The 22,363-nt window shown below is 73.7% G+C and carries 25 protein-coding genes; 15 read left to right on the top strand and 10 right to left on the bottom strand.

The genetic code is table 11. The features are described 5' to 3' along the window. Positions 1-137: 137 nt before the first annotated feature. The 7 genes from ACFWIC_RS22170 to ACFWIC_RS22200 all read left to right on the top strand — a co-directional run bounded on the left by ACFWIC_RS22170 (position 138) and on the right by ACFWIC_RS22200 (position 4,092). Positions 138-371: a helix-turn-helix domain-containing protein gene (locus ACFWIC_RS22170; RefSeq protein WP_030059940.1), complete on the top strand. Its 234-nt coding sequence runs from the start codon at positions 138-140 to the stop codon at positions 369-371. Positions 372-593: 222 nt separating this feature from the next. Beyond that, positions 594-1,400: an enoyl-CoA hydratase/isomerase family protein gene (locus ACFWIC_RS22175; RefSeq protein WP_380519836.1), complete on the top strand. Its 807-nt coding sequence runs from the start codon at positions 594-596 to the stop codon at positions 1,398-1,400. A 156-nt stretch (positions 1,401-1,556) separates the two neighbouring features. Then, on the top strand, positions 1,557-2,066 hold the full coding sequence (locus ACFWIC_RS22180; RefSeq protein ID WP_329949586.1) for an Asp23/Gls24 family envelope stress response protein: 510 nt from the start codon (positions 1,557-1,559) through the stop codon (positions 2,064-2,066). A 55-nt stretch (positions 2,067-2,121) separates the two neighbouring features. Beyond that, positions 2,122-2,313: a hypothetical protein gene (locus ACFWIC_RS22185; RefSeq protein ID WP_329883425.1), complete on the top strand. Its 192-nt coding sequence runs from the start codon at positions 2,122-2,124 to the stop codon at positions 2,311-2,313. Then, complete coding sequence (locus ACFWIC_RS22190) at positions 2,313-2,672, top strand: hypothetical protein (protein ID WP_329883426.1); 360 nt, start codon at positions 2,313-2,315, stop codon at positions 2,670-2,672. Before ACFWIC_RS22185 ends, ACFWIC_RS22190 begins: the two co-directional genes overlap by 1 nt. 128 nt (positions 2,673-2,800) lie before the next feature. After that, entirely contained in the window at positions 2,801-3,451 is a 651-nt protein-coding gene (locus ACFWIC_RS22195; RefSeq protein ID WP_380519837.1) for a DUF6286 domain-containing protein, read from the top strand. Beyond that, a complete protein-coding gene (locus ACFWIC_RS22200) occupies positions 3,448-4,092 on the top strand; it encodes an alkaline shock response membrane anchor protein AmaP (protein WP_380519838.1) in 645 nt (214 codons plus the stop codon). Before ACFWIC_RS22195 ends, ACFWIC_RS22200 begins: the two co-directional genes overlap by 4 nt. A 66-nt stretch (positions 4,093-4,158) precedes the next feature. On the opposite strand, the gene ACFWIC_RS22205 is transcribed toward ACFWIC_RS22200, so the two are convergent. Further along, positions 4,159-4,932: an SDR family oxidoreductase gene (locus ACFWIC_RS22205; RefSeq protein WP_329949588.1), complete on the bottom strand. Its 774-nt coding sequence runs from the start codon at positions 4,930-4,932 to the stop codon at positions 4,159-4,161. A gap of 165 nt (positions 4,933-5,097) precedes the next feature. Here ACFWIC_RS22205 and ACFWIC_RS22210 point away from each other — a divergent pair, with 165 nt between their 5' ends. Both ACFWIC_RS22210 and trxA read left to right on the top strand, forming a co-directional pair. Further along, positions 5,098-5,535: a MerR family transcriptional regulator gene (locus tag ACFWIC_RS22210; protein WP_329883430.1), complete on the top strand. Its 438-nt coding sequence runs from the start codon at positions 5,098-5,100 to the stop codon at positions 5,533-5,535. A gap of 3 nt (positions 5,536-5,538) precedes the next feature. Then, on the top strand, positions 5,539-5,871 hold the full coding sequence (gene trxA / locus ACFWIC_RS22215) for a thioredoxin (protein ID WP_329949590.1): 333 nt from the start codon (positions 5,539-5,541) through the stop codon (positions 5,869-5,871). Between the two features lie 15 nt (positions 5,872-5,886). Here trxA and ACFWIC_RS22220 read toward each other — a convergent pair whose 3' ends face one another. Both ACFWIC_RS22220 and ACFWIC_RS22225 read right to left on the bottom strand, forming a co-directional pair. Beyond that, positions 5,887-6,684, bottom strand: coding sequence for an SURF1 family protein (locus ACFWIC_RS22220; RefSeq protein ID WP_329883432.1), 798 nt, complete (start codon positions 6,682-6,684; stop codon positions 5,887-5,889). Positions 6,685-6,715: 31 nt separating this feature from the next. After that, positions 6,716-7,714, bottom strand: coding sequence for a DEDDh family exonuclease (locus tag ACFWIC_RS22225; RefSeq protein ID WP_329949591.1), 999 nt, complete (start codon positions 7,712-7,714; stop codon positions 6,716-6,718). A gap of 182 nt (positions 7,715-7,896) precedes the next feature. On the opposite strand from ACFWIC_RS22225, the gene ACFWIC_RS22230 reads away from it, so the two are divergent. The 4 genes from ACFWIC_RS22230 to moaA all read left to right on the top strand — a co-directional run bounded on the left by ACFWIC_RS22230 (position 7,897) and on the right by moaA (position 12,301). Continuing rightward, positions 7,897-8,940: a zinc-dependent alcohol dehydrogenase family protein gene (locus tag ACFWIC_RS22230; RefSeq protein WP_329883434.1), complete on the top strand. Its 1,044-nt coding sequence runs from the start codon at positions 7,897-7,899 to the stop codon at positions 8,938-8,940. 249 nt (positions 8,941-9,189) lie between these two features. Beyond that, a complete protein-coding gene (locus ACFWIC_RS22235) occupies positions 9,190-9,546 on the top strand; it encodes a DUF485 domain-containing protein (protein ID WP_329883435.1) in 357 nt (118 codons plus the stop codon). Between the two features lie 107 nt (positions 9,547-9,653). After that, entirely contained in the window at positions 9,654-11,219 is a 1,566-nt protein-coding gene (locus ACFWIC_RS22240) for a cation acetate symporter (RefSeq protein ID WP_329949602.1), read from the top strand. A gap of 92 nt (positions 11,220-11,311) precedes the next feature. Beyond that, positions 11,312-12,301: a GTP 3',8-cyclase MoaA gene (moaA, locus tag ACFWIC_RS22245; protein WP_380353828.1), complete on the top strand. Its 990-nt coding sequence runs from the start codon at positions 11,312-11,314 to the stop codon at positions 12,299-12,301. 42 nt (positions 12,302-12,343) lie between these two features. Here the strand turns inward: moaA and ACFWIC_RS22250 are convergent, their stop codons facing one another. The 6 genes from ACFWIC_RS22250 to ACFWIC_RS22275 form a co-directional block, all read right to left on the bottom strand. Continuing rightward, positions 12,344-12,604: a hypothetical protein gene (locus tag ACFWIC_RS22250; protein ID WP_380353825.1), complete on the bottom strand. Its 261-nt coding sequence runs from the start codon at positions 12,602-12,604 to the stop codon at positions 12,344-12,346. Between the two features lie 298 nt (positions 12,605-12,902). Further along, on the bottom strand, positions 12,903-13,286 hold the full coding sequence (locus ACFWIC_RS22255; RefSeq protein ID WP_329883439.1) for a DUF3099 domain-containing protein: 384 nt from the start codon (positions 13,284-13,286) through the stop codon (positions 12,903-12,905). 105 nt (positions 13,287-13,391) lie between these two features. Next, complete coding sequence (locus ACFWIC_RS22260; protein ID WP_329883440.1) at positions 13,392-13,937, bottom strand: RNA 2'-phosphotransferase; 546 nt, start codon at positions 13,935-13,937, stop codon at positions 13,392-13,394. Between the two features lie 31 nt (positions 13,938-13,968). Then, positions 13,969-15,372 (bottom strand): metallopeptidase TldD-related protein, encoded by a 1,404-nt coding sequence (locus ACFWIC_RS22265; RefSeq protein ID WP_329883441.1) that lies wholly within the window; start codon positions 15,370-15,372, stop codon positions 13,969-13,971. Next, a complete protein-coding gene (locus ACFWIC_RS22270) occupies positions 15,372-16,919 on the bottom strand; it encodes a TldD/PmbA family protein (RefSeq protein WP_329949603.1) in 1,548 nt (515 codons plus the stop codon). Before ACFWIC_RS22270 ends, ACFWIC_RS22265 begins: the two co-directional genes overlap by 1 nt. 141 nt (positions 16,920-17,060) lie before the next feature. Beyond that, positions 17,061-18,206, bottom strand: a complete 1,146-nt coding sequence (locus ACFWIC_RS22275; protein WP_329949594.1) for an MBL fold metallo-hydrolase — start codon at positions 18,204-18,206, stop codon at positions 17,061-17,063. Between the two features lie 333 nt (positions 18,207-18,539). Between ACFWIC_RS22275 and fabG the strand changes: the two genes are divergently transcribed. Next, complete coding sequence (gene fabG / locus ACFWIC_RS22280) at positions 18,540-19,259, top strand: 3-oxoacyl-[acyl-carrier-protein] reductase (RefSeq protein WP_329883443.1); 720 nt, start codon at positions 18,540-18,542, stop codon at positions 19,257-19,259. 1 nt (position 19,260) lies between these two features. Beyond that, a complete protein-coding gene (gene fabI / locus ACFWIC_RS22285) occupies positions 19,261-20,028 on the top strand; it encodes an enoyl-ACP reductase FabI (protein WP_329883444.1) in 768 nt (255 codons plus the stop codon). Positions 20,029-20,203: 175 nt separating this feature from the next. Here the strand turns inward: fabI and ACFWIC_RS22290 are convergent, their stop codons facing one another. Further along, positions 20,204-22,363, bottom strand: coding sequence for a hypothetical protein (locus ACFWIC_RS22290; RefSeq protein ID WP_380519839.1), 2,160 nt, complete (start codon positions 22,361-22,363; stop codon positions 20,204-20,206).

A 22,363-nucleotide genomic window follows, 5' to 3' on the forward strand; every position in this document is an offset into this window, starting at 1 on the left:
CGTGAGCGCCCTTGTGCGCTCGGATCACTACCGAAGGACCGCGCATTCCCGACATGGACCTTGTCGAATGGGTGGCCAGGACGCGGTGGATGGGTGATCATGGGAATCTGACCGAGCAACGCTACGAGGAGGCACGGGTGGCCGAGACTCTGAAAAAGGGCAGCCGGGTAACCGGTGCCGCGCGTGAGAAGCTCGCGGCCGATCTCAAGAAGAAGTACGACTCCGGGGCGAGCATTCGCGCTCTCGCGGAGGAGACCGGCCGCTCGTACGGCTTCGTGCACCGGATGCTGAGCGAGTCCGGAGTGATTCTCCGGGGCCGCGGCGGTGCCACGCGGGGCAAGAACAAAGCTACTGCCGGGGCAGGTTCCTGACGCTCCGTCGGTCAACGGGCGGATGACTCGGCGGCAGGGCGCCGGCCGGGGAGGCGACCGAGCGTCGTCCACTCCCCGGTCCGAGTGAACCGGCCGCCGATCGTCATATCCGCGACCGGCGCGCGGGCGGGCCGTCCGCCGCTCCGTGCTGCCCCCTGCCGTCGCTCCACCAGTTTTGTTACTCTCCGGTAGCCAAGCATCCTCGCCACCGGAGGTCCCCTCATGACCGCTCCCGCCACCGATCCGCAGACCCAGAGCCGGGAGCGGGACGGCGTCCGCCTGGAGATCGACGGCGCACTCGCCGTCGTCACCCTCTGTCAGCCCGAGCGGCGCAACGCCCAGTCGCCCGCCCTGTGGCGCGCCCTGTCCGCCGTCGGCCGCGACCTGCCCGGCACCGTCCGGGTGGTGCTGCTCCGCGCCGAGGGCGTCTCCTTCTCGGCGGGCCTCGACCGTGCGATGTTCACCCCCGAGGGCATCCCCGGCGAGCCCAGCTTCCTCCAGCTCGCCGCCGCCGAGCCCGAGGAGCTCGACGGGATCATCGCCGGTTACCAGGAGGCCTTCAGCTGGTGGCGCCGCCCCGACCTGGTCACCATCGCCGTCGTCCAGGGCCACGCGGTCGGCGCCGGCTTCCAGCTCGCCCTCGGCTGTGACCTGCGGGTGGTCGCCGACGACGTGCAGTTCTCCATGAAGGAGACCTCACTGGGCCTCGTCCCCGACCTCGCCGGCACCAAGCCGCTCACCGAACTCGTCGGTTACGCCCGGGCGCTGGAGATCTGCGCGACCGGGCGCTGGGTCGGCGCCGAGGAGGCCGCGGCGATCGGCCTGGCCAACCTGGCCGTCCCCGCGGGCGAGCTGGACGCCGCCGCCCGCGACCTCGCCGCCGCTCTGCTGGCCGCACCGCGCAACGCCGTGATCGAGACCAAGGCCCTGCTCCAGGGCGCCGGTGGCCGCTCCTACGACGAGCAGCGCTCGGCCGAACGGGCGGCCCAGGCCCGCCGTCTGCGCGACCTGGCCGGCATCGGGGACTGACCGGCCTCCCCGGCCGGCGAAGGCCCTGCCCCCGAGGTGACCTCGGGGGCAGGGCCTTCGCCGTACCGGCCGGTTCCGGGGGCGGGATTCGTGGCGAAATGCCAGAGTTGGAGCGATTTGCGATATAGCTGGAGCCGTACGACGGGAGATGAGCCCATGCCTGACACTCCGACGCCCGCCACCCTGCACAAGAACCTCTCCACCGGTGCCTCCACCGGTGGCTCCTCGACCGCCGGCCTCGGCGGGGCCGCCGGTGAACGCGGTCGCACCGCGCTCGCCGTCGGCGTGGTCGAGAAGATCGCCGGGATGGCGGCCCGCGAGGTGACCGGCATCCACTCCCTCGGCTCCGGGCTCGCCCGCACCTTCGCCGCGATGCGCGACCGGGTCCCCGGCGGGCGCGGCAACATCGGGCGCGGCATCAAGGCGGAGGTGGGGGAGAAGCAGACCGCCATCGACATCGCGCTGGTCGTCGAGTACGGCGTCGTCATCCCCGAACTCGCCCGGCAGGTACGGGAGAACATCGTCGACGCGGTCGAGCGGATGACCGGGCTGGAAGTCGTCGAGGTCAACATCGCCGTCAACGACGTCCACCTGCCCGACGAGCCGGACATCGAGGAGGAGGAAGAGGAGCTCCCCTCCTCCGGCCAGCGGCCCAAGCTGAAGTAGTCCCTGTGCGGCAGCACGCCCGGAGCGGCGGGCGGCGGAAGACGAGGTGGAACGGATGAACCTGGCCCTCATCGGCCTGGTGGTGGGAATGGCCCTCGGCTTCGCCGGCTACTTCGGCGGGTTCGCGGCGTTCCTGCTGGTGGCGGCCCTCGGGGTGGTCGGCTTCGTGGTCGGCCGCCTACTGGAGGGCGACCTCGAACTCGGTGACCTCGGCGACCTCCTGCGCGGCCGCGACCGGCGCCGCTGATGGCGGCCCTCGTCCCGGCGCCCGCCACCCGCGAACCCGGCGCGCGCGGCCGGCTGCGCATCGCCGACCGCGTCTACGCGCGGATCGCCGCCCGGGCGGCCGGTGAGGCGCTCGCCGAGGTCCGGCCGGGCCGGAGCGGACCGGGCGGGCCGCCGAAGGTCTCCGTCACCGGCCCCGCTTCGCCCTCCGCCGCCGTCACCGTCAGGGTCGCCGTCGACCTGCCGTTCCCCGCCGACCTCGCCGCCCTCGCCCGGGCCGTCCGCGACCGGGTGGCCGCCCAGGTCGGTGCGCTGACCGGGACCCGGGTGGCCGAGGTGGTGGTCGTGGTGGAACGGCTCGTCACCGAGGGCACGGGATGACCGGGCCGGCGGAGGGGGAGCCGGGGACGCCGCCCGTGGAGCCCGCCGTACCGGCGGAGGCTGCCGGGGCGGCGGAGTCCGGAGCGCATGAGGGGCTTGGGGGTCCTGAGGGGCCTGCGGGGCCCACCGTGCCGGCGGAGGTCGGTGCGGCCGGTGCGGTCGGTGCGGCCGGGGAACCGGCTCCGGAGCCCGGGCCCGCCGCGGTCCGGGTGCCGCGGCTGCGGGCACCGCGGACCACGGCCGCCGTGGTGGTCGCGACGGTGGTCCTGGTGGCCGCGGTGGCGCTGCTCTACGACGTGGTCGCCGTCCGCACCGGGCACGCCGCCCGGCGCTGGCGTGCCGAGATCGCCGACGAACTGGCCACCCGGCACCTCGACGACACCTGGGTGCTGCTCGGAGCGGGCGCGGCCACCCTGCTCGGCGGCTGGCTGCTCTGGCTCGCCCTCGCCCCCGGCCTGAGCCGCTGGCTCCCGCTCCGCCCGGTCGGCGGCACCTCCGCGGCCATCGACCGGTCCGGCGTGACCGCGCTGCTGGTCCACCGGGCCGCCGACCTGCCGGGCGTCGAGCACCTGCGCGTGCGGACCGGCCGCCGCCGGGTCCGGATCACCCTCACCGGCCCGGCCGATCCGGCCTCGGTGCAGCGGCAGCTGCGGGACGAGCTGGCGGTCGTCGGGTTGGCGAGACCGCTGCGGCTGGACGTCAGGACCCGGCGCGGGCGCCGGCGCGGGTCCGGCGGGGGAGTGCAGGGCGCCGTCGTGGAGGGTGGTGGGAGCGGGTGAGCCGGAGCACCGTCAACCGGGTGCTGGTGGGTGCGGTCGGGGTGGTCCTGCTGGTGGCCGGGCTGCTGGTCCTGGCCGGGGGCCTCGACCTGTACCGGAGGCTGGGCGTGGATCTGCCGGACCGGTGGCCGCAGGCCTCGCCGGACCGGCCGGTGATCGGTGGGCGGGCGCGGACCCGCTGGGTGGCCGAGGCCTGGTGGTGGCCTGCGGTGATCGCCGGGCTGGCCGTGGTGGTCGTCGGGACCGCCTGGTGGCTGCTCGCCCAGCTGCGGCGGAGCGGGCCGGCGACCGTGCCGGTGCCGACCCCCGGCACACCGGGGCTGCGGCTGCGGCTGCGCACCGGGGCGCTGGAGGACGCTCTGGAGACCGGCACCGTGGCGCTCCCCGAGGTCGAGCGGGTGGGTGTCCGGCTGCTGCGCGGAGCCCGGCACCCCCGGTTGCGGGCGGCCGTCCGGATGACGTCCGGCGGCGATCCGGCGGCGCTCGCCGAGCACTTCGAGACCGGCCCGCGCACCGACGCGCTGGTCAGTCTCGGGCTGTCGGACCTTCCGGCCGACCTGCGGATCCGGGTGGTGCCGGCGAGGCACGAGACCGCCGCGCGGCGCGGCGGACGGCGCGACAAGCACCCGCGCGTGCTCTGACCGCCCGGCGCATCCGCCTGCCGCGCGCCGGGCGGATGCCTCCACGCGCGGCCGGCGAACGCCGTCCTACAGTCCGGGCAGTGCGCCGCCGTCGACCGGGATCATCACACCGGTGAGGTAGGACGCGGCGGGGGAGAGCAGGAACGCGGCGACCTTCCCGAACTCCTCCGGGGTGCCGTAGCGGCCGAGCGGGATGGCGGCGCTGTGGTGGACGCGGGAGGCCTCCGCGTCGCCGCCGAGCGCGTCGAGCTCGCGCACCCGGTCGGTGTCGATCCGGGCCGGGAGCAGGCCGACCACCCGGATGCCGCGCGGACCGAGCTCGGCGGCCAGCGACTTGGCGGCCATCGCCAGGCCGGGGCGCAGACCGTTCGAGATGCCGAGACCCGGGATGGGCTGGCGGACCGAGCCGGAGAGCACGAACCCGATCACCCCGCCCTCGCCGAGCGTCCCCGCGGCGGTCCGGGCGATCCGCAGCGCGCCGAGGAACACCGACTCGAACGCGTCGCGCCAGGCCTCCTCGGGGACGGTGCCCACCGGGCCCGCCTGCGGACCGCCGACGCTGATCAGCACGCCGTCCAGCCGGCCGAACCGCTCGACGGCCTCGCGGACCAGCCGCTCGGCGGTCTCCGGGGCGGCGTTGTCGGCCACCAGCCCGTGCACCGCGTCCGCTCCGCCGCCGAGTCCGGCGAGTTCGGCGACCGCCGCGTCCACCGACTCCCGGCTCCGGCCGCTCACCAGCACCCGCGCACCGTCGGCGGCCAGCTCGCGGGCGGTCGCGAGGCCCAGGCCCCGGGTGGCGCCGGTGACCACGTACACCTTGTCCTGCAGTCCAAGATCCATGGGGCCATCCTGCCGGGTGAGGGCGGGCGGAAGGTAGTGCGGACGCGGCGGGGCCCGGGCCCGCGCCGCCCCTGGCGTTGACGTCGGCGTCAAGGTCTACCGTCGTTCCCGGCGGCCTTCGGACAGCGACCTTCGGACAGCGGCCGGAAGGGCGAGGATGCGGTCATGCGGATCGGTGAACTGGCGAGGCGGGCGGGGACGACCACCCGGGCACTGCGGTACTACGAGCAGCTCGGGCTGCTCCCGGCCCGGCGGGCCGGCAACGGCTACCGCGCGTACGGCGAGGAGGACCTGCGGCTGCTCCGGCAGATCCGCACGCTGCAGGACTTCGGGTTCGGCCTGGAGGAGACCAGGCCGTTCGTGGAGTGCCTGCAGGCCGGTCACCCGCACGGGGACTCCTGCCCGGCCTCGCTGGAGGTCTACCGGAGGAAGCTGGCCGAACTGGACGAGTGCATCGACCGGCTCCAGGAGGTCCGTACCCAGGTGGCCGGGCAGTTCGCCCGGGCCGAGCGGGAGCGGGACGAGCTGGCGGTCGGCACCGCCGGAGAGCCGCCGCAGTGCGAATGGGCCGCGCAGCCGGCAGTCGAGTGGGAGGAGAAGTAGACCATGGTGCAGATCGCAGGGGTCGCGGAGGTCACGGACGAGACCTTCGCCGCGGAGGTCCTGGCGGCCGAGGGGCCGGTGCTGGTGGACTTCACGGCGGACTGGTGCCCGCCCTGCCGGCAGATGGTGCCGGTGCTGGCGGACATCGCGAGGGAGGAGGCGCACCGGCTGACCGTGGTCAGCCTGGACGTCGACCGCAATCCGGAGACCCAGGCCGCGTACGGGGTGCTCTCGATGCCGACGCTCATGGTGTTCAGGGGCGGGGAGCCGGTGAAGTCGGTGGTCGGTGCCCGGGCCAAGGCCCGGCTGCTCCGCGACCTCGCGGACGTCCTGTAACGGGAGCGGGCGGGCTCAGGCGGGGACGGCGACCGGGGCGACCTCGGCCTCGCCGGCCTCCTTGCGCCGGTCCTTGGCCTCGCGCCGCGCCATCACCCAGAACCCGACCGGGATCATCGCGGTGAACAGCCACCACTGGATCGCGTACGCCATGTGCGGGCCGATGTCGGAGTGGTTGGGCTCGGGCAGCAGCTCGGGCTCGTCGGCCGGTGCCGGCACGGTCGCGGTGAGCTCCAGGTAGCCGCCGAGGAGGGCGGCACCGGTCTCCCTGGCCTGCTGGGTGGAGCTGATCAGGTTGAACTGCCGGTCCGGCAGGCCGGCGCGGTCCTTGAGGCCGTTGCCGGCGGCCTCGTCGGCGCGCAGCCGTCCGGTCAGGGTGACCTGGCCGGACGGCGCGGCCGGGACGTCCGGGTAGGTGACGGCGGAGGTGCCGGAGGCCACCCAGCCGCGGTTGACCAGGACGGTGCCCCTGCCGCCGTCGAGCACCAGCGGGGTGATCACGAAGTAGCCGATCTTGTCACCGCTGGAGTCGGTCCGCTTGCGGACCACGAACTCGTGCTCCGGGTCGTACTGCCCGGTGGTGGTCACCGCGCGCCAGGTGAGCCCCTTGGGGACGGCGAAGCCGGGTTCCGCCGAAAGGGTCTCGTACGGGACGGGCCGGTCGGTGAGGGCCCGGGCGATCAGCTCGTTGCGGTCCACCCGCGCCTCGTGGCGGTGCAGTTGCCAGAACCCCAGCCGGATGGTGGTGGGGATCAGCAGCACGGCGACCAACAGGGTGATCAGCCAGCGCCGGGAGAGCAGAAAACGGTACACATGGGCACGGTACGCCCACCTCACAACCGGCTCACGCACCGGGGTGCGGGGCGACCTCGCGCAGCAGCTGGAGGAAGGCGTCCTCGCCGATCACCGGGGTGCCGACCTCGCGGGCCTTGCGGGCCTTGCCGCTCCAGCTGCCCGGTTCGTTGGTGACCAGCAGGCTGGTGAGCCGGCTCACCGACGAGGCGATGTGCAGGCCCGCCTCGACGGCGCGGTCCTCCAACAGCTCGCGGTCGGTGGAGGTGTCGCCGGTGAACGCCACGCGCATGCCCTGGACCAGCGGCTCGCCGTCCTCCCAGCGCCCGGGGTTCGGGTACGGGCAGGCGGGGCGCTTGCGGGCCTGGCGGTAGGCGGCACCGGTCCAGTTGCCCCGGGCGGGCGAGGCCGGCTGGTCGTCGCCGAGGTCGGTGACGGCCACGCAGGTCTGCAGCGGCAGCGGGACGCCCCCCTGGCGGGCCAGGTGCAGGCTGGGCCGGAACGCCTCGGCGAGCACCCGGGCGTCGTCCAGCGCGTTGTGCGCCTGCTGCTGGTGGACGCCGAAGTGCCGGGCGAGCGACGAGAGCTTGCCGTTGGGCAGCGGCAGCCGGAGGTCGCGGGCCAGCACCATGGTGCAGATCCGCTGGTCGACCGGGGCGCGCAGGCCGGCCCGGGAGAACTCGCGGGAGATCATGTTCCAGTCGAAGAGCGCGTTGTGGGCGACCATCACCCGGCCGCGCAGCCGCTCGGCGAACTCGCCGGCGATCTCCGGGAAGGTGGGCGCGCCCACCAGCAGGTCGCTGGTGAGGCCGTGGATCCAGACCGGTCCGGGGTCGCGCTCGGGGTTCACCAGCGTGTACCAGTGGTCGGTGACGGTGCCGTCCTCGTCCAGTTGGTAGACGCCCGCCGAGATGACGCGGTCCGAGCGGCCGAGGCCGGTGGTCTCGACGTCCACCACCGCGAAGCCCTCGGCGGGGGCGGCGGAGCGCTGGGCCGGGACGGGAGCCGTCCGCGGTACCGCGCCGGGCGTCTCGGGCTGGATCGCGTACATGGTCCAACAGAATAAGGCCCGCGGGCGGTGCGCCGCCGCGATACGGGTGGGACCGGTGCCGCTCGGAATGTTGGACGGGGCGGGCCGGAATAGAGTGGGCGGAGTATTCGTCGTACACCTGGTCGAATATCTGCCGGCCGCCCGCCGCACCCCGCGGGCGCCTCTCCGAAGGACGAACCCTCATGCGCGCCACCGTGATCCACGGCCCCAGTGACATCCGGATCGAGCAGGTGCCGGACCCGGTCGTGCAGCAGCCGACCGACGCGGTGGTGCGGGTGGTGAACGCCTGCATCTGCGGCAGCGACCTGTGGGCGTACCGCGGTGTCGCGGCCCGGGTCGCCGGGCAACGGATCGGGCACGAATTTCTCGGTGTGATCGAGGAGACGGGCGCCGAGGTGCGTGACTTCGAGGTCGGCGATCTGGTGGTCGCGCCGTTCGTCTGGTCGGACGGCAGGTGTGACTTCTGTCGCGAGGGGCTGCAGACCTCCTGCCCGCACGGCGGCTTCTGGGGTCAGGTCGGCTCGGACGGCGGGCAGGGCGAGGCGGTGCGCGTCCCGTGGGCGGACGGCACGCTGGTGAAGCTGCCCAAGGAGGCCCAGGGCGACGAGAAGCTGCTGCCGGGCCTGCTGGCGCTCTCGGACGTGATGGCGACCGGGCACCACGCCGCGGTCTCCGCGCGGGTCCGGCCGGGATCCACCGTGGCGGTGGTCGGTGACGGCGCGGTGGGCCTGTGCGGCGTGCTGGCCGCGCACCGGCTCGGCGCCGGGCGGATCATCGCGCTCGGCCGGCACACCGCCCGGACCGACCTGGCCCGGCGGTTCGGGGCCACCGACGTGGTCGCGGAGCGCGGCGACGCGGCGATCGAGGCGGTCCGGGAGCTGACCGGCGGCCAGGGCGCGCACTCCGTGCTGGAGGCGGTCGGCACCGAGGAGTCGATGCGCACCGCCGTCTCGATCGCCCGGGACGGCGGCGCGGTCGGTTACGTCGGGGTGCCGCACGGCGGCAGCGCCGGCGTCGACATCGGGCAGATGTTCGGCCGAAACGTTTCGCTGAACGGCGGGGTCGCGCCGGCCCGCGCCTACATCCCCGAGCTGCTGCCGGACGTCCTCTCCGGGGCCATCGAGCCGGGCCTCGTGTTCGACCGCACGGTGGACCTGGAGGGCGTGCCGGACGGCTACCGGGCGATGGACGACCGCTCGGCGCTGAAGGTGCGGATCACGTTCTGACGCCTCCAAGTTGACGCTTTTCGAAGGGCGGCACCGCAGTCCGGTGCCGCCCTTCGGCATGTCCGGATACGTCTGTTTTCGGCCAATCGGCTAGTGCAACGGAGTGAACGTCTGGCTGATCACGGTCAACCTCTTTCGGCCCGCGCGCCACCCTCCTAGCATTGCGCGGCGCGCATCCGGACTGTGACGCCGCTCACGTCCGATCGTTCCACTGGTGCGACCACTACGCCGAAGGAGTGAGGAGTCAGAGTGGAATCGCCGCCGATCACCACCACCGCCAAGGAAACCCAACTCATCGAGGAGGGCGCGGAGTTCCGCGCCCTCCGGCGCTCGTTCCGGAACTTCGCGTTCCCGGTCACCATCGGCTTCGTCCTCTGGTACCTGCTCTACGTGCTGCTCTCCAGTTACGCCCCCGGCCTGATGGGCACCAAGGTCGTCGGGCACATCAACATCGCCCTGGTCCTCGGACTGCTGCAGTTCGTCACCACTTTCGCCATCGCGGCCTGGTACGCGCGCTACGCGGACCGGAGGCTCGACCCACCTGCCGCCGCCATCCGCGAGGCGCGCGGCGCGGTGGTCCACGCCCCCCGGGAGGCCGCCGAATGACCCTGCTCGCCAGCCATACCGCGAGCGCCGTCGCGCTCGCCGACCCCCTCACCCTCGCCGACCCCCTCACCCTCGCCGCGGGCGCCACCGAGCACCGCGGTCTGACGATGACCCTGTTCGGCCTCTTCGTGCTCGCCACCCTCGGCATCACCGTCTGGGCCGGGCGGCAGACCAAGGACGCCGCCGACTTCTACGCCGGCGGCCGCAGCTTCTCCGGCTTCCAGAACGGTCTGGCCATCTCCGGCGACTACATGTCGGCCGCGTCCTTCCTCGGTATCGCCGGAGCCATCGCGCTCTTCGGCTACGACGGCTTCCTCTACTCGATCGGCTTCCTGGTCGCCTGGCTGGTCGCGCTGCTGCTGGTCGCCGAGCCGCTGCGCAACGCCGGCCGCTACACCATGGCCGACGTGCTGGCCTTCCGGATGCGCCAGCGGCCCGTCCGCACCGCCGCGGGCATCTCCACCATCGTGGTGTCGATCTTCTACCTGCTCGCCCAGATGGTCGGCGCGGGCACCCTGGTCGCCCTGCTGCTCGGCGTCAGCGGGGACAGCGCCAAGCGGTGGACGATCGTCGCCGTCGGCGCCCTGATGGTCGTCTACGTCGCCATAGGGGGCATGAAGGGCACCACCTGGGTGCAGATCGTCAAGGCCGTGCTGCTGATCGCCGGCACCGCCCTGATGACCGTCCTGGTGCTGGCCAAGTACAACTTCAACATCTCCGCACTGCTCGGCGCCGCCGCCGACGCCAGCGGCAAGGCCAACGCCTTCCTCGAACCCGGGCTGAAGTACGGCGCCACCGGGACCAGCAAACTCGACTTCATCAGCCTCGGCCTGGCGCTCGTGCTGGGCACCGCGGGCCTGCCGCACATCCTGGTCCGCTTCTACACCGTGCCCACCGCCAAGGCGGCCCGGAAGTCGGTGCTCTGGGCCATCGGGATCATCGGCGGCTTCTACCTGATGACCCTGGCGCTCGGCTTCGGCGCGGCGGCCCTGGTCGGACCCAAGGCGATCAAGGCGGCCAACGCGGCCGGCAACACCGCGGCCCCGCAGCTCGCCGAGACGCTCGGCGGCGGCTCGGGCACCACCGGCGGGGCCGTCCTGCTGGCGGTGATCTCCGCGGTCGCCTTCGCCACCATCCTCGCCGTGGTGGCCGGCCTCACCCTGGCCTCCTCGGCCTCCTTCGCGCACGACCTCTACGCCAACGTCATCCGGCGGGGCAAGGTCACCGAGCGGGAGGAGGTCAACGCGGCCAAGTGGGCCGCCGCCGCGATCGGCGCGGTGGCGATCGTGCTGAGCCTCTTCGCGGACAAGCTCAACACCGCCGCCCTGGTCGCACTGGCCTTCGCGGTGGCCGCCTCGGCCAACCTGCCCACGCTGCTCTTCTCGCTGTTCTGGAAGCGCTTCAACACCGCGGGCGCGGTCAGCTCGGTCTACGCCGGTCTGATCAGCTCGGTGGTGCTGGTGGCGTTCTCCCCGGTGGTCTCGGGTGGCAAGAACTCGCTCTTCCCGCACTCCGACTTCCAGTGGTTCCCCCTGGAGAACCCCGGCCTGGTCTCCATCCCGGTCGGCTTCCTGGCGGGCTGGATCGGCACCGTGCTCTCGCGCGAGCCGGCCGACCCGGCGAAGTACGCTGAACTGGAGGTCCGCTCGCTGACCGGACTGGGCGCCCACTGACGAACGGCCGATGGCTAAGCTGGCCCGGCCCGCCGCGACGGCGGGCCGGGCCGGTCGCTGTCCAGGGCCGCCACTCTCGGGAAGGGATCGCCGTGCTGCTCGACACCTTCGGCCGCCGCGCCGTCGACCTGCGGGTCTCCCTCACCGACCGGTGCAACCTGCGCTGCACCTACTGCATGCCGGAGGAGGGCCTGCAGTGGTTGGCCAAGCCGGAGCTGCTCACCGACGAGGAGATCGTCCGGCTGGTGACCGTCGCCGTCCGCGACCTCGGCGTCCAGGAGGTCCGCTTCACCGGCGGGGAGCCGCTGCTGCGGCCCGGCCTGGTGGCCGTCGTCGCCGCCTGCGCCGAGCTGACGCCGCGCCCCGAGCTCTCGCTCACCACCAACGGCATCGGCCTGGCGCGGACCGCGGGGGCGCTGCGCGCCGCCGGCCTCGACCGGGTCAACGTCTCGCTCGACACGCTGGACCCGGACACCTTCCACACCCTCACCCGGCGCCGCCGCCACCAGGACGTGCTGGACGGACTGGCCGCCGCCGAGGACGCCGGGCTGACGCCGGTCAAGCTCAACGCGGTGCTGATGCGCGGGGTCAACGACCACGAGGCGCCCGAGCTGCTCGCCTGGTGCCTGGAGCGCGGCTACGAGCTGCGGTTCATCGAGCAGATGCCGCTGGACGCCCAGCACGGCTGGGACCGCTCGGCCATGGTCACCGCGGAGGAGATCCTGGACCGGCTGACCACCAGGTTCACGCTCACCCCCGAGTCGTCCGCCGGCCGGGGCGCCGCTCCCGCGGAGCGCTGGGTCGTGGACGGGGGTCCGGCCCGGGTCGGGGTGATCGCCTCGGTGACCCGCCCGTTCTGCCGCGCCTGCGACCGGACCCGGCTGACCGCCGACGGGCAGGTGCGCAACTGCCTCTTCGCGAGTGGCGAGACCGACCTGCGGACGGCGCTGCGCTCGGGGGCCGACGACGCCGAGCTGGGGGCGCTCTGGCGCCAGGCGATGTGGGGCAAGAAGGCCGGTGCCGGGATCGACGACCCGGAGTTCCACCAGCCCGACCGCCCGATGTCGGCGATCGGCGGCTAGGGTCCGGCCCTGGTCGCCGGCCGGACCGTGCCGGGCCCGGGCTCAGCCCTCTGCGGGGGTGCCGTCCGTGGGGGCGCCCTCTTCGGCGCTCCGGTCGGTGAAGGCGACGACCTCCTTGAGGAAGCCGCGCACGCCCAGGAACTCGGAGAGGTGCTCGCGGTGCTCCGGGCAGGCGAGCCAGGTCTTGCGGCGGTCCGGGGTGTGCAGCTTGGGGTTGTTCCAGACCAGGACCCACGCGGCGTCGGACCGGCAGCCCTTGGCGGAGCAGATCGGGGTCTGCGGCTGGGTGTCCGGGAACAGCATGGCGTCGTCCTCAGGCGGTCGGCGGGTGGGTCGTCACCGCCAGTCTGTCACGCGCCCGGAGGGGGTCCGTCCGCCGTCCGGCGGGCCTGCGGCCCCGCGGTGCGCGCGGGCATGGCGACGCCGGGCAGCCACGGGGGGAGCCGCCCGGCGTCGGTCCGTCGCTCCGACGGGGGATGCGGAGCGCGTACGCAGTATGTCACGGTCCGACCCGGGCATGGGGAGGTCTTGCATGATTAATCTGAGCTTCTTCTGAGCTTTCTGTGGAATGCAACGGCGGAAAACAGCTCAAAACGGGCAGTCAGTTCGACGTCTGTGAAGAATCGGTGGGCATGCGCTCGGCCACATCGGTACCGTGCGTCACACCGGACCCGCCCCTCCCGCCGGGGCCGAGCATCAGCGGAGTGGTCGGCGGCACGTCGAAGGTGGAGGGCAGACCCGGCGCCCGTTCCCGGCCCGCGTTGGCGATCAGCACCGCGAAGTACGGCAGCAGCACCCCGCCCGCCAGCGCCGCGACCGCCACCCAGCGCTGGACGTCCCACAGCACCACCGCGAGCAGCACGCAGACCGTGCGCAGCAGCATCGAGGCCACGTAGCGGCGCTGCCGCCCGCGGACGTCCTCGGTCAGGCTGCTGCGGGCCCCCGTGATCCGGAAGACCTCGTCGTCGCCGGCGCTCTTTCCCATGTCCAACCGCCCTCGTCCGCGCACCCGCGCGCCTCGCCGCGCGGCCTTCCCACGGTACGCCGCAGGGTGACCGGCGACGAGACCGGGGCGGACGGACACGCGCCCCTACGGCTGGGAGAGGTACTCCGGCGGCACCGCGTCGGTCAGCCAGACGCCGTTGGCGCTGATCCGGAACTCGTGGCCGGCCGCCGCCATCGCGGCGGCGTCGACCTCCAGCACCACCGGACGGCCGTGCCGGGCGCCCACCCGGGTGGCCGTCCCGGTGTCGGCGGACAGGTGGACGTCCTGCCGGGCCATCGGCCGCAGGCCCTCGCGGAATATCGCGTCCAGGCTCCGGGCGGCGGTGCCGTGGAACAGCACCGCCGGGGGCGCGGCGGCGGCCAGACCGAGGTCGACCGCCACCGTGTGCCCCTGGCTGGCCCGGATCGAGAGGCCGTCCTCCGAGTAGGCGAAGCGGCGTTTGTTGTTGGTCGCCACCACGTGGTCCAGCTCGACCCGGGTGAGCCGGGTGCCCCGGGCCGCCAGGGCGGCCAGCAGGACGTCCACCCGGACCCAGCCGGCCCCGTCCAGCGTCACCCCCACCCGCTCGGGCTCGTGCCGCAGGATGCGGGACAGCATCTTGCTGGTCCTGACCGTGCGCTTCTCGTCCACGTTCCTCGTTCCCTCCCCCCGGCCGGCCCGGCTACGACGCCTGGCTGACCGAACTCATGTTGAAGCCCTCGACCCGCACCGGCGGCATCGCGGTCCGGGTGAACCAGTCGCTCCACTCGCGCGGCAGGCAGCGCTCGGTGCGGCCCACCTCGGTGATCCGGCCGAGCAGCTCCACCGGCGACTCGTTGAACCGGAAGTTGTTCACCGCACCGACCACCCGGCCGTTCTCCACCAGGTAGACGCCGTCCCGGGTCAGACCGGTGAGCAGCAGCGTCGCCGGGTCCACCTCGCGGATGTACCAGAGGCAGGTGAGCAGCAGCCCCCGCTCGGTCCGGGCGATCATCTCCTCCAGGGTCGGCGCCGCCGCCTGGTCGGCCGTCTCCAGGACCAGGTTGTCGACCGCCGGGCGCAGGGCGAGCGACGTCAGGCCGGCCGAGTGGCGGCTGGTGACCAGCCCGGCCAGCTCGCCGTCCCGGATCCAGTCGGTCCTCGACAGCGGCAGGCCGTTGTCGAAGACCGAGGCGTCGCCCTCGGTGGCGTGCGCCAGCACGAACGGCGCCGCCTCCAGGCCGGGCTCGTCCGGGTCGGAGCGCAGCGTCAGCGGCAGCCCGCTGAGCTTGTCGCCGATCCGGGTGCCGCCGCCGGGCCGGGAGAAGACCGTCCGGCCCTCGAAGGCGTCCCGGCCGCCGGCGGACCAGTTCAGGTAGACCATGAGGTCGGCGACGGCGGAGGGCGGCAGCAGCGTCTCGTACCGGCCGGCCGGCAGGTCGATCCGCCGGGAGCCCCAGCCGAGCCGGGTGGTCAGCCCGGCGTGCAGGGCGGTGACGTCCACGTCGGAGAAGTCCCGGGTGGCGGCGCCGGCCCAGGCCGAGCCGGACAGGTCGGCGGTCTTGGCGTTCAGCTCGACCGTGCCGGTCGGCTGGTCGTGGCGCAGCCGCAGGCCGGTGGAGGTGCCCAGGTAGCTGGAGACCAGCTCGTGCCGGGCGAAGCCGTACAGCAGTTCGCCCTGGGCGGCGGCCCGGGCGAAGGCGGTGCCGAGGGCCGGCGCGAACTCCTCGAAGACCGCGACCGACGTCTCCGCCGGGGGCTCGGTGAAGTGCGGAGAGGCCGGCTGGTCGGCGACCGTGACCAGGGGCTGGGCGTCCTCGGCCGGCCCGGCCGCGCGGGCGGCCTCCTCGGCGGCCCGGACCAGGTCCGCCACGTCGTCGGACGTGACGGCCTCGCGGGAGACCACGCCGGAGGCGGTGCCCTCGGCGCCGGCCACCGTGGCGATCACGGTGAGCCGGCGGCCCCGGGTGACGCCGTTGGTGGTCAGCGCGTTGCCCGCCCAGCGGAGGTTGGCGGTCGACTCCTCGTCGGCGATCACCACGCAGCCGTCGGCGCGGGAGAGGCCGAGTGCCAGCTCGACGAGTTCGTGGGGCTGCATCGCGGTCATCAGTGACCCGCCTCCTGCTGGGTGTTGAGCACGTTGACGTTGCGGAACAGCGCCGAGGGGCAGCCGTGGCTGACCGCCGCGACCTGGCCGGGCTGCGCCTTGCCGCAGTTGAAGGCGCCGCCCAGCACGTAGGTCTGCGGCCCGCCGACGGCCGTCATCGAGCCCCAGAAGTCGGTGGTGGTGGCCTGGTAGGCGAAGTCCTTGACCTGGCCGGCGAGTTCGCCGTTCCGGATGGCGTAGGCGCGCTGCCCGGTGAACTGGAAGTTGTACCGCTGCATGTCGATCGACCAGGAGCGGTCCCCGACGATGTACAGGCCGTTCTCGACGCCCTCGAACAGGCCCTCGGTGGACGGGCCGTCGGCGGCCGGCCGGAGCGAGACGTTGGCCATCCGCTGGACCGGGACGTGCGCCGGCGAGTCGGCGAAGGCGCAGCCGTTGGAACGCTCGAAACCCTTCAGCTTCGCCATGCCGCGGTCGAGCTGGTAACCGGTCAGGACGCCGTCCTTCACGAGGTCCCACGACCGGGTGGCGACACCCTCGTCGTCGAAGCCGATGGTGGACAGGCCGTGCTCGGCGGTGCGGTCGCCGGTGACGTGCATCAGCTCGGAGCCGTACTTCAGCGAGCCGAGCTTGTCGAAGGTGGCGAAGGACGTCCCGGCGTAGGCCGCCTCGTAGCCGAGCGCGCGGTCCAGTTCGGTGGCGTGGCCGATCGACTCGTGGATGGTCAGCCAGAGGTTGGACGGGTCGATGACCAGGTCGTAGCGGCCCGGCCGGACGCCCGGCGCCTTCATCTTCTCGGCCAGCAGGACCGGCAGCTCGGCCAGCTCGGCGTCCCAGTCCCAGCCGGTGCCCGTCAGGTACTCGAATCCGCGCCCGACCGGCGGGGCCAGCGTCCGCATCGAGTCGAAGGCGCCGGTGCGCTCGTCCACCGAGGTGGCCTCCAGCACCGGGTGCAGCCGGATCCGCTGCTGGGTGGTGACGGTGCCGGCGGTGTCCGCGTAGAACTTGTTCTCCTGGACGGTCAGCAGGGTGGCCTGGACGTGCGAGACGCCCCCGGCGGCCAGCAGCCGCGAGCTCCAGTCGGCCAGCAGCGCCGTCTTCTCGGCGTCCGGCACCTCGAACGGGTTCACGTCGTAGGCGGAGACCCAGGTGGCGTCCGGGTAGACCGGCTCGTCGGCCAGCTCCACCCGGTCGGTCGACCCGGCCGCACGGCTGATCCCGCCGGAGAGCCGGGCCACCGCGACGGCCTGCTCGGCGACGCCCGCCGCCGCCTCCGGGGTGAGGTCGACCCCGGCGGCGAAGCCCCAGGCGCCGTCCAGCAGCACCCGGACGGCGAAACCGAGCTGGAGGCTGTCGGAGGTGCCGGACGGCCGGGCGTCGCGCAGCCGCCACGAGGCGCTGCGGACCCGCTCCAGGCGGAAGTCGGCGTGCTCGGCGCCGAGCCGGCGCGCGCGGTCCAGGGCGGCGTCGGCGAGGGCGCGCAGCGGAAAGCCGAGGAAGAGCGGGTCGACGGCGCGCGGGGCGCCGGCGCTGCTGGTCGGGGGCAGCGGAGGCAATCGGGCTCCCTGGTCGGGCGGAATGGCGGTGCGGGCACCCGGGATGCAGGGGTACCCGCACGGCATCATTTCCCGTCAAAGGGCTTTGGGCCAGCGCATTTCCCCGGTGACACGCGCAGCTCCGCGGTTCCGCTACCCGACCGCCTCCCACCAGCCGTCCAGCTCCGGCGGGTTGTCGACGTCCACGCGCTCACCGGGGCGCGGCACCGCCAGCCGTACGCCCTGCTCCTTGGCCTCGACCAGCAGCCGCTCGACCGGCTCGGCCCACGGGTGCAGGCCGAGGTTGAAGGTGCACCAGTGGACCGGCACCAGCAGGTCCGCGCCCAGCTCGCGGTGGGCGAGCACGGCGTCCTCCGGCGTCATGTGGATGTCCGCCCAGGCCGGGTCGTAGGCGCCGACCTGGACCAGCGCGGCGTCGAACGGGCCGTGCTCGGCGCCGATCCGCCCGTAGCCCTCGAAGTAGCCGGAGTCGCCGGTGTAGAAGACCTTGCGGGTCGCCCCCGCGACCACCCACGAACCCCAGAGCGTCGTGTTGCGGGTCAGACCGCGGCCGGAGAAGTGGTGGGCGGCGGTCAGCGTGAGCGCCAGCTCGCCGAGCGTGCAGGTCTCGTCCCAGTCCAGCTCGATGATCCGGTGCTCCGGCACCCCCCAGCGGCGCAGGTGGGCGCCGATGCCGAGCGGCACCGCGAACGGTGCCGACTGGCTGCGCACCAGCCGGCGGACGGTCGCCATGTCCAGGTGGTCGTAGTGGTCGTGCGAGATCAGCACCGCGTCGACCTGCGGCAGCTCTTCCAGCTCCACCGGTACCGGGTGCAGCCGGCGCGGGCCGACCTGCGTGGCGGGGGAGCAGCGCTCGCTCCAGATCGGGTCGAGCAGCACGCGGGAGCCCTCGATCTCGACCAGCGCCGAGGCGTGCCCGTACCAGGTGATCGCGACACCCTCGGCGGCCGGGCCCGCCCCGCCGGCCGGCCGGACGGTCGGCACCGGGAGGCGCGGCGTCCGGCCCTCGCGCTGGAACAGCATCCGGCGCACCGTGTCCCCGTCGAAGGACGGAGCGCCGGCCGGCCGGGCCAGCTCGGAGGGCGCGTTGTGGAAGACGCCGTCGCGGTACTGCGGCGAGTTGCGCAGCCGCTCCTCCCGCTCCCCGTCCGGCCGCCGACCGAACGCCGCCGGCAGGTCGCGCAGCGCCCAGGCGACCGTTCCCGCACCGGCCGCCAGCGCGGCCAGGGCCAGCAGTCGTCCGCGCCGGTGGGTGGTCCCCGGCTGTGCCTCGCTCATCCGCGCTCTGCCTCCGCTCGTCGCCGGGGCCTGGTCCGGCGTTGCTGTGCGGCGGCCCCGACTCGTACCGCACCACGGGGGCAACGGGTGCACCCCGCCGCCGGGTTCCCGATCCGGCACGCAGCGGACACCACAACGCCGCGCCGGCGGTCCGGCGGATCGGGCGAAAATGGCATGGGCACGGATTGTCGGATACCGACAGTTCCTTTGGTGCGGCGCTGTGGGAGCTCGATTCGCCGCCGCGCCGGGCCGACCGATAGCGTCACACCGCGTACATGATTGCGACGTACGCGGACATCACGGCGTACGCACACTACGGAGAGAGGTGGATCGTTGAGCCGCTCGGTTCTCGTCACCGGAGGTAACCGGGGCATCGGCCTCGCGATCGCCCTGGCCTTCGCCGAGGCGGGCGACAAGGTCGCCATCACCAGCCGGTCGGGCGAGGTGCCCGAGCAGCTGGCCAAGTACGACGTGCTCGCGGTTCGCTGCGACATCACCGACAGCGCCCAGGTCGACGCGGCACTGACCGAGGTCGAGGGCGCGCACGGCGCGGTCGAGGTGCTGGTCGCCAACGCCGGGATCACCCACGACACGCTGCTGCTGCGCATGTCGGAGGAGGACTTCACCTCCGTCCTGGACACCAACCTCACCGGTACGTTCCGCGTCATCAAGCGCGCCTCCCGGCTGATGATGCGCGCCCGCAAGGGCCGCATCGTGCTGATCTCCTCGGTGGTCGGCCTCTCCGGTTCGCCGGGCCAGTCCAACTACGCCGCCTCCAAGGCCGGTCTGGTCGGCTTCGCCCGCTCGCTGGCGCGCGAGCTCGGCCCGCGCAACATCACCGTCAACGTGGTCGCCCCCGGCTTCGTGGACACCGACATGACCGCGGTGCTCAGTGACGAGCGCCGCGCGGAGATCGTCGCCGGCGTGCCCCTGGGCCGCTACGCGGCGCCCGCCGAGGTCGCTTCCACCGTGCGGTTCCTCGGTTCGGACGAGGCCGCGTACATCACCGGAGCCGTCATTCCCGTCGACGGCGGATTGGGCATGGGTCACTGACATGAGCGGAATCCTTGAGGGCAAGCGGATCCTCGTCACCGGTGTGCTGATGGAGTCCTCCATCGCGTTCCACACGGCCCGGCTGGCCCAGGAGCAGGGCGCGGAGATCATCCTCACCGCCTTCCCGCGGCCGAGCCTCACCGAGCGCATCGCCAAGAAGCTGCCCCACCCGGTGAAGGTCCTCGAACTGGACGTCTCCAGCGAGGAGCAGCTGGCCGGCATCGCCGACCAGGTCCGCGAGCACCTGCCGAGCCTGGACGGCATCGTCCACTCGATCGGGTTCGCCCCGCAGGACGCCCTCGGCGGGAACTTCCTCAACACCCCGTGGGAGTCCGTGGCGACCGCCATGCAGGTCTCGGCGTTCTCGCTGAAGTCGCTGACCATGGCGCTGCTGCCGCTGATGCAGGACGGCGGCTCGGTCGTCGGTCTGACCTTCGACGCCCAGTTCGCCTGGCCGAAGTACGACTGGATGGGCCCGGCCAAGGCCGCGCTGGAGGCCACCTCCCGCTACCTGGCCCGTGACCTCGGCCCGCGCGACATCCGCGTCAACCTGGTCTCGGCCGGTCCGATCGGCTCGATGGCCGCCAAGTCCATCCCGGGCTTCGGCGACCTGGCCGCCACCTGGGACAACCGCTCGCCGCTGAAGTGGGACGTGAGCGACCCGGAGCCGGCCGGCCGCGGCGTCGTCGCCCTGCTCTCGGACTGGTTCCCGAAGACCACCGGCGAGATCGTCCACGTGGACGGCGGCCTGCACGCCATCGGCGCCTGACCACCCGCGTCCCGCGCCACCGCCCGGCTCTCCTTCCGTCGAGGAAGGGGCCGGGCGGTGTGCTGTCCGCGGCACGGCACGACTGCGGGGCGGTCGGTTCGCTCCCGCGCCGGGCGGCCGCGGCGCAGGCCCGGGAGGGGGCCGGCGCGGACCGTCCGGGTGCGTCGGGGCAGCCTCACTGCTGGACGTTCCGTCCGAGGGCGATCAGCGCGTTGGTGTTGCCGCTCGTGTGGCCGGTCCCCAGCTCGGTCGAGATCAGCTCGGTCTCGTCCTCGTTCAGGTGGTTGGCCCTGCCCCAGGCGCCGGCCATCTCCTGGCTCTCGGTCAGCGAGGCGAAGTGAGCCCGGGAGTTCGCGGTGTTGCCCGCGTCCTGGGCGTCCTTCCTGACGTCCTCCACCCAGCCGCTGATCCCCGCGTCGACGAAGGCGCCGGCGACGCCCCCGACCTCGGGGACGAACCCGGTCACGGTGCCGCTCACCGAGGAGGCGAACCCGCCGGCCTTCTCGGCCCACTCCATCCGGTCGTCCTTCTCGTCCAGGACGATGTCCGACCGGATGGCGTCGAACGCCCCGAGCGCCGTCCCGATGTTGCGTGCCGGCCCCTGCCGCTCCGCCGGTCCGGCCTGCGGATCGGGCGGGACGGCGGCCAGGGCCACGGCGGCCTCGGCCCGTTCGGCGTTGTAGAGCGTGGCGTACGCCTCCGGCTCCTCGGAGGCACCGCGCATGACCCGGACGAGGTGGTCGGCGCTGCCGCCGAGGTGGCCCTCGCCGTCCTGTTCCCACGCGCCGGTGCGGTGCGCGCCGGCGTGGTGCTGACCGAGGACCGGGTGGGTGTCGGCCACGTAGTCGGACAGGGCGTTGGCCAGCGGCACGCGAAGGTCCTCGTGGACCTCGGCGCCCCTGCCGTCCGCGTCCAGCGCGTCGACGACGCCCTGCATGACCCGTGCCTGCGCCGGGGTGTGCGGGCCTCCGCGGTGGCTGCCCCCGCCGGGGACGTCGCCGGTGGCGGCGGCCTCCAGGGCGGCGGCGAGGCCGGCCTGGTGGGTGCCCCTGTCCTGGATCGGCGGGCCGACGAGGGCGGTGGTGCAGGAGGTGGGCCAGTCGCGCTCGCGCAGCAGGTACCTGAGGCGGTCCTCGGCCCCGGGCGCCCTCGGGTCGAGGAACCGGGTGGCGGCCTCGGGGCTCCGGCCCATCAGCCCGAGCACGCCGTCCACCGGGTCGTGCACCAGGTCGGGGCGGGGGCCGTTGAACTGGTGGACCCTCCAGTGGTTGCCCCTGCGGTCGGCCGCGAGGACGTCGGTGCCGAGGTCGTCGAGGAACTGCGCGCCGTACCCGGCGGTGCCGTTCCGGAGCAGGGTGACGAGAGCCTGGTAGCCGTGGACCGGCGCCGGACCGCCGCCGAGGTGGCGGTCGTCGATGTTCCTGACGCCCGCTTCCCGCAGGCCCTCGCGGAACTCCCGGTAGAACGTGGACCCGGTGTCGCGGGTGGCGCCGGCGACGGTGTCGGCCAGGTTGGCCCGCAACCCGCCGTACTCGCCCTTGAGCCTGCCGCTCCGGTCGTTGATCCGCACGTCCAGCTCGTCGGCGAGCAGCAGGGTGCCCTCGGCGCCGAGCGCGCCGAGCAGGGTCCGGCCGTACACGGGGTTGCCGGAGCCGGCCTTCATCAGGTTGTCGAGCTCGGCGAGCTCCTCCGGGCCGAGGGTCCTGCCGTCCTTGAGCTTCCGGGCGAGCGAGGCGGCACGCCGGCCGTCGGCCTCGTCCCCGCCGCCGACCGCCCGGCCGTTGAACTCGTTCACCAGGTCGCCGACCTTGGCGGCGCGCCGGAGTCCGCGGGCGGCCCGGGAGTCGGCGGCCGTCGCCTCCTCCAGGTAGGTCCTGATCTTCTGCGCCCAGGCGGCGGCTGCTCGGTCACGCTCGCGCCGGTAGTCGGGCTCGTGGCGGTAGGCGGACCTGCCCCCCTCGTCGAGCGTGGTGACGTCGAACACGACGGCGCCGGTGCCGGTCACCTTCATGCCGTCGGCCTGGGCGTCCGCGACGGTCCGCCTGAGTTTCTGCTGCGCCGACCCGAAGTCGTCGTGCGCGTCGCCGATGATCGAGGCGACGGCCGCGGCCTCGGTCTGCGCGTCGAGGGTCTGCTGCCGGGTGTGGCCGACGTGCCGGTGGGCGGTGAGCGCGGTGTAGCCGAGCCAGAGGCCCTGGTTGCCGGTGACGGAGAGCACCTCGTTCTCCAGCCGGTGCTGGACGAGCCGGTACCTGCGGGCCATCTCGGTCCAGTCGGCGGCGGCCTTGGCCATGGCGGAGAGGTCCGCCTCCACGACGTCCTCGAAGCCGAGCAC

The organism is Kitasatospora sp. NPDC127035 (genome assembly GCF_042726075.1).
Taxonomy (GTDB): domain Bacteria; phylum Actinomycetota; class Actinomycetes; order Streptomycetales; family Streptomycetaceae; genus Kitasatospora.

Coding starts and splice junctions, on each gene's coding strand:
- ACFWIC_RS22275 (WP_329949594.1), bottom strand. CDS start 18,206: ATGAGCGAGGCACAGCCGGGGACCACCCACCGGCGCGGACGACTGCTG.
- ACFWIC_RS22205 (WP_329949588.1), bottom strand. CDS start 4,932: ATGGATCTTGGACTGCAGGACAAGGTGTACGTGGTCACCGGCGCCACC.
- ACFWIC_RS22265 (WP_329883441.1), bottom strand. CDS start 15,372: ATGACCGCGATGCAGCCCCACGAACTCGTCGAGCTGGCACTCGGCCTC.
- ACFWIC_RS22210 (WP_329883430.1), top strand. CDS start 5,098: ATGCGGATCGGTGAACTGGCGAGGCGGGCGGGGACGACCACCCGGGCA.
- ACFWIC_RS22250 (WP_380353825.1), bottom strand. CDS start 12,604: ATGCTGTTCCCGGACACCCAGCCGCAGACCCCGATCTGCTCCGCCAAG.
- ACFWIC_RS22230 (WP_329883434.1), top strand. CDS start 7,897: ATGCGCGCCACCGTGATCCACGGCCCCAGTGACATCCGGATCGAGCAG.
- fabI (WP_329883444.1), top strand. CDS start 19,261: ATGAGCGGAATCCTTGAGGGCAAGCGGATCCTCGTCACCGGTGTGCTG.
- ACFWIC_RS22190 (WP_329883426.1), top strand. CDS start 2,313: ATGGCGGCCCTCGTCCCGGCGCCCGCCACCCGCGAACCCGGCGCGCGC.
- ACFWIC_RS22240 (WP_329949602.1), top strand. CDS start 9,654: ATGACCCTGTTCGGCCTCTTCGTGCTCGCCACCCTCGGCATCACCGTC.
- ACFWIC_RS22185 (WP_329883425.1), top strand. CDS start 2,122: ATGAACCTGGCCCTCATCGGCCTGGTGGTGGGAATGGCCCTCGGCTTC.
- ACFWIC_RS22175 (WP_380519836.1), top strand. CDS start 594: ATGACCGCTCCCGCCACCGATCCGCAGACCCAGAGCCGGGAGCGGGAC.
- ACFWIC_RS22255 (WP_329883439.1), bottom strand. CDS start 13,286: ATGGGAAAGAGCGCCGGCGACGACGAGGTCTTCCGGATCACGGGGGCC.
- ACFWIC_RS22225 (WP_329949591.1), bottom strand. CDS start 7,714: ATGTACGCGATCCAGCCCGAGACGCCCGGCGCGGTACCGCGGACGGCT.
- ACFWIC_RS22180 (WP_329949586.1), top strand. CDS start 1,557: ATGCCTGACACTCCGACGCCCGCCACCCTGCACAAGAACCTCTCCACC.
- trxA (WP_329949590.1), top strand. CDS start 5,539: ATGGTGCAGATCGCAGGGGTCGCGGAGGTCACGGACGAGACCTTCGCC.